Source organism: Streptomyces sp. SID14436, from assembly GCF_010548465.1.
GTDB lineage: Bacteria > Actinomycetota > Actinomycetes > Streptomycetales > Streptomycetaceae > Streptomyces.
The window spans coordinates 1-4,701 of sequence record NZ_JAAGMD010000590.1 but is presented as its reverse complement, the minus strand read 5'-3'; the positions used below and the strand labels follow the sequence as shown (position 1 = coordinate 4,701).

Sequence of the window (4,701 nt, the reverse complement as noted above, 5' to 3'; positions counted from 1 at the left end):
GCCTGCTTGCCGGCGGGCCCGCTCTCCCGGCGTACGCACCGGCCGTGCACGGCCACCCGCGCGCGGACCCGCCGGACCGCAGCCCGGCCCGGGGCCGGACCCGCAGCCGGAACAGCCGCGCCCCGGCCGGTGTTGGCCGGATCATGACGACGAACACGCCGAAGCCCGAAGTGCTGCACTACACCGCGTTCTCCAGCACCCCCGACGGCGGGAACCCCGCCGGTGTCGTCCTGGACGCCACCGGACTGGGCGACGACGAGATGCTGGCCATCGCCGCCGGACTGGGGTACTCGGAGTCCGCGTTCCTGACCGCGCCCCCCGCGGGACTCGGCGGACGGGCGTACGGCATCCGCTACTTCAGCCCCAAGGCGGAGGTGCCGTTCTGCGGGCACGCGACCGTCGCCACCGCGATCGCGCTCGCCGAGCGGACCGGCCCCGGGGAGCTGGTGTTCGCCACCCGGGCCGGCACCGTACCGGTGGAGGTGACAGAGGTGGACGGCGCCCTGCGGGCCACGCTCACCAGCGTCGAGCCGCGGGTGGAGGAGATCGCTGCCGCCGATCTCACCGAGGCGCTGGCCGCGCTCGGCTGGCCGCCCGCCGACCTCGACCCGGACTTCCCGCCCCGGGTCGCCTTCGCCGGGGCCCGCCATCTGGTGCTGGCGGCGGCGACCCGGGCCCGGCTCGCGGACCTGGCCTACGACTTCGCCCGCCTGGAGGCGCTCATGCACCGCCTGGACCTGACCACGGTCCAGCTGGTGTGGCGGGAGTCGGCCGGCGTGTTCCACGTGCGGAACCCGTTCCCGGTGGGCGGTGTCGTGGAGGACCCGGCGACCGGTGCCGCGGCCGCCGCGTTCGGCGCCTACGCGCGTGAGCTGGGCCTGGTCCCCGAGGACGCCGTCCTCACCCTGCACCAGGGCGAGGACCTGGGCCGTCCGGGCGAGCTGACGGTGACGCTGCGCGCGGGGGACCCGCGGGTGCGGGTCGGTGGCGCGGGGGCCCGGATCGGCTGACGGCGGGCGGTGCGCCGGCCGGCGACGCGGGAGCCCGCATGCGCCGGGCCGCGCCCGGTCGGAGTGCCGGCGGCACCGGAACGGACCGGCCGGGCGTGCCCCGTCAGACGGTCGGCATCGGCAGGACGTCCGGGGACAGGGCCGCCGCGCGGGCCGTGGCCGCGGTCATGCGGCGGCGGTGGTGGCGGCGGCACAGGACCTCGTAGCCGACCTCGTCGGCGGAGTCGGTGACGTCGCCGACCACCACCTGGGCGCCCTCGACGACCATGACCCCGCCGACCGTGCGGGCGTTGTGCGTGGCGCGGGCGCCGCACCAGCACAGGGCCTCCACCTGGAGCACCTCGACCCGGTCGGCCAGCTCCACGAGCCGCTGCGAGCCGGGGAACAGGCGGGTGCGGAAGTCGGTGGTGATGCCGAAGGCGTAGACGTCGATGTCCAGGTCGTCCACCACGCGGGCGAGTTGGTCGATCTGCTCGGGGGCGAGGAACTGCGCCTCGTCGGCGATCACGTAGTCCGCGCGTCCGCCCTGCGAGAGGTGGTCGACCAGGTGGGCGTAGAGGTCGGCGCCCTCCCCGACCTCCACCGCGTCCGTGACGAGGCCGAGGCGGGAGGACAACTTGCCCTCGCCGGCCCGGTCGTTGCGGGTGAAGATGACACCCGCCAGGCCGCGGGCCGAACGGTTGTGCTCGATCTGCAGAGCCAGCGTCGACTTCCCGCAGTCCATGGTTCCGGAGAAGAACACCAGCTCGGGCATGGGGGGTCGGGCACCTTTCGGCCAGGATCGGGCGGGTTCCGGTGGTGGGCGTGCGGGGTCGGCGGGGGTGGTGCGGACCTCAGGAGCGTACTTCGAGCAGGGGGACCAGTTGCTCGGCAGGGGTCATCGAACCGTGGTTGCCGACCATCGCCGACTCCTTCGGCTCCCGCTCGGAGGCGATGAGCAGGACGTCGTCGCGCGCCGCGGCGATCACGTCGCCGATGCGGCCGTACACCCGCTCGTCCACCCGCGGGCCGAACCAGCCCGCCGCGATCGCCTCGTCGCGCGAGGCGACCCAGAACTGCTCGCCGAGCACCTCGCGCCAGCAGGCCAGCACGTCGCCGGCGGCGCCGGGCACGGCGTACACGTGCCGGGCGCGGCCCTCACCGCCGAGCAGGGCGACCCCGGCGCTCAGTTCCCAGTCCGCGTCGAAGTCGATGCGGTGCTCCTCGTCGAAGGGCACGTCGATCATGCCGTGGTCGGCGGTGACGTAGAGCGCGCTGCGCTCGGGGAGCTGTTCGGCCAGGCGCTGAACGAGGCGGTCGACGTACATGAGCTGGCCGCGCCAGGTGTCGGAGTCCACGCCGAAGCGGTGGCCGGCGCCGTCGACGTCGGAGTAGTACGTGTAGACCAGGGAGCGGTCGGCGGCGGCGAGTTGTCCGGCCGCCAGGTCCATGCGCTCCTCGCCGGACAGCCGCCCGTGGAAGGTGCCGCCGCTGAGCGCGACCTTCGTCAGCGGCGTGTTGACGAAGGCCGGGGAGGAGACCTGTGCGGCATGGACCCCCGCCCGGTGGGCCCGCTCGAAGATCGTGGGATACGGCTGCCAGGCGGCGGGCTGGGTCCAGGGCTGCCAGCGGAGCTGGTTCATCAGCTCGCCGGTGTCCGGGTTGCGGACGGTGTAGCCGGGCAGGCCGTGCACGCCGGGCGGCAGGCCGGTGCCGACGGAGGCCAGGGAGGTGGCGGTCGTCGCCGGGTAGCCGGCCGTGATCGGACGGCCGGTGCCGCCGCGCGAGGCGGCCAGCAGGGACGTCATGAACGGCGCCTCGTCGGGGTGGGCGCGCAGCTGCTCCCACCCGAGTCCGTCGATCAGGAACACGCAGCAGCGGTCGGCGGGCGCGAGTTCCGCGATGGCGGCGGTGGTGCCGGGTACGTCCATGCCCGCGGCGATGGTGGGCAGCAGGTCGGCGAGCGATCCGCTGCCGTACTGGGGCACGGGCGCGGTGTCCGGGGCGAGGGGCTCGGAGTGGGACCCCCAGCCGGTGGTGGCCGTGGGGCGCGCGGGAGGCGTGGGCTGCGGGGGGTACGCCATCAGCGCGTCTGGTCCGCGGTCGCCTCGGAGAGCGCCTGTGCGAAGGCCAGGGCCTGGCGCACCGTCTCCGGGCCGTCGCCGGCCTCGCTGACCCGGAGGCTGAGGTCGTCCGCCGTGGAGTTGCCCGTGTAGCCGTGGTCGGCCTCGCAGTTGGGGTCGCCGCAGGCCGCGGGCTCCAGGTCGATGCGCGAGACGGCACCCCAGCCGATGGTGAGCACGATCTCGCGCGGCAGCGTGCCGGGCGTGTACGACTCGGGGTTGGCGACCACGCGGCTGACCACGATGGACGAGATGCGGCTCAGCTTGACCGACTCGGTGGACGTGGTGGCGTAGGGCGTCGGGGAGGTGCTGTCGGCGGACTGCTCGTCGGTGTGGCTGACGATGAAGCGGTTGCCGGTGAGGACGAGCACGGTCACGTGCCGCCGCACCTCGTTCTGGTCGAACGTCGTCTCCTGGTGGACCAGGTACGACCGGATGGGCTCGCCGCCCACGGCGGCCTCCACCGCCTCGGCCACGAGGGCCGGGTAGTAGCCGCTGCGCTCGATCGCCGCCCGCAGCCCCTGGGTCGTCGTACTGGTCTTGGCCATGCGCCCATCCTACGGGGGACCGCTGACTGCGAGGCACCGCTCCGTGTCCTCGGGTTTTCCGCGGCTCCCGGTCCCGGCCGGGGCGCCCGGCCGGGACGTCAGTAGGCGGGGAGGGTGCGCGGGCCGAGGTCGTCGCGGGCGGGCGGCGGGGCCAGGCGCACGGAGGCGCTCAGCACGCTCAGGCCCTGCGGTGCGACGACGACCGGCTCCAGGGTGACCGCGACGACCTCGGGGTGGTCGTCGACCAGCCGGGACACCCGCAGCAGCAGTTCCTCGAGGGCGGGGGTGTCGACGGGGGCGGAGCCGCGCCAGCCGAAGAGGAGCGGCGCGGTCCGGATGGCCCGGACCAGGGACCCGGCCTCCCGGTCGGTGACCGGGATCAGGCGGTGCGCCATGTCGCCGAGCAGCTGCGAGGGCGGTCCGGCGATCCCGAAGGAGAGCGCGGCCCCGGCGGCGGGGTCGATGACGGCCCGGACGATGGTGTCGACGCCGCGGGGTGCCATGCGCTGCACGACGGGCCGCAGCTCCTCGGGGGTGCCGAACAGCTCCGTCAGTTCGGTGTACGCCCTGCGCAGTTGTTCCTCGTCGGCGAGGTCGAGGCGGACGCCGCCGAGGTCGGCGCGGTGGCGCAGGTGGGGGGCGGTGGCCTTGAGGGCCACGGGGTAGCCGAGGCTGCGGGCGGCCCCGGCGGCGGCGTCGGGGCTCGGTGCGGGCAGCGCGCGGTGCACGTGGATGCCGTAGGTGCCGAGCAGGTCGCAAGTCTCGTCCTGGCCGAGGGTGAGGCCCTGGCCGCTGGTGAGCTGCCGGTCGACGAGGGCGGCGGCGGCCTTCTCGTCGATGTCGTCGTACTCGGGCACCTTGCCGGGGTCGGCGGCGTCCCGGCGCCACTGCGCGTACTCGACGGAGTGCGCCAGCGCGCGGACGGCGCGTTCGGCGGCCGGGTAGGCGGGGATGAGGTGGGCGCCCTCGGGCGGCGCGGGCCGGGGGCCGTCGGAGGGGGCCGGGGACGGCTGGGCGGTCCGGGTCACGGGCGGGGGGCCG

The 4,701-nt window shown here is 75.3% G+C and carries 5 protein-coding genes; 1 reads left to right on the top strand and 4 read right to left on the bottom strand.

Translation table 11 applies throughout. The features are described from left to right. Nucleotides 1-143: 143 nt before the first annotated feature. Nucleotides 144-1,010, top strand: coding sequence for a PhzF family phenazine biosynthesis isomerase (locus tag G3I53_RS20980; RefSeq protein WP_164332744.1), 867 nt, complete (start codon nucleotides 144-146; stop codon nucleotides 1,008-1,010). A 103-nt stretch (nucleotides 1,011-1,113) separates the two neighbouring features. Here G3I53_RS20980 and G3I53_RS20975 read toward each other — a convergent pair whose 3' ends face one another. From G3I53_RS20975 to G3I53_RS20960, 4 genes are all read right to left on the bottom strand, one after another. After that, nucleotides 1,114-1,764, bottom strand: a complete 651-nt coding sequence (locus tag G3I53_RS20975) for a thymidine kinase (protein WP_164334370.1) — start codon at nucleotides 1,762-1,764, stop codon at nucleotides 1,114-1,116. Nucleotides 1,765-1,843: 79 nt separating this feature from the next. Beyond that, nucleotides 1,844-3,073 (bottom strand): nucleotide pyrophosphatase/phosphodiesterase family protein, encoded by a 1,230-nt coding sequence (locus tag G3I53_RS20970; RefSeq protein ID WP_164334369.1) that lies wholly within the window; start codon nucleotides 3,071-3,073, stop codon nucleotides 1,844-1,846. Further along, complete coding sequence (locus tag G3I53_RS20965; RefSeq protein WP_164334368.1) at nucleotides 3,073-3,660, bottom strand: DUF5998 family protein; 588 nt, start codon at nucleotides 3,658-3,660, stop codon at nucleotides 3,073-3,075. The genes G3I53_RS20970 and G3I53_RS20965 overlap by 1 nt, the downstream gene beginning before the upstream one ends. A 98-nt stretch (nucleotides 3,661-3,758) precedes the next feature. Beyond that, the coding region (locus G3I53_RS20960; protein WP_203617292.1) for an acetate--CoA ligase family protein at nucleotides 3,759-4,701 on the bottom strand (943 nt) is incomplete at its 5' end.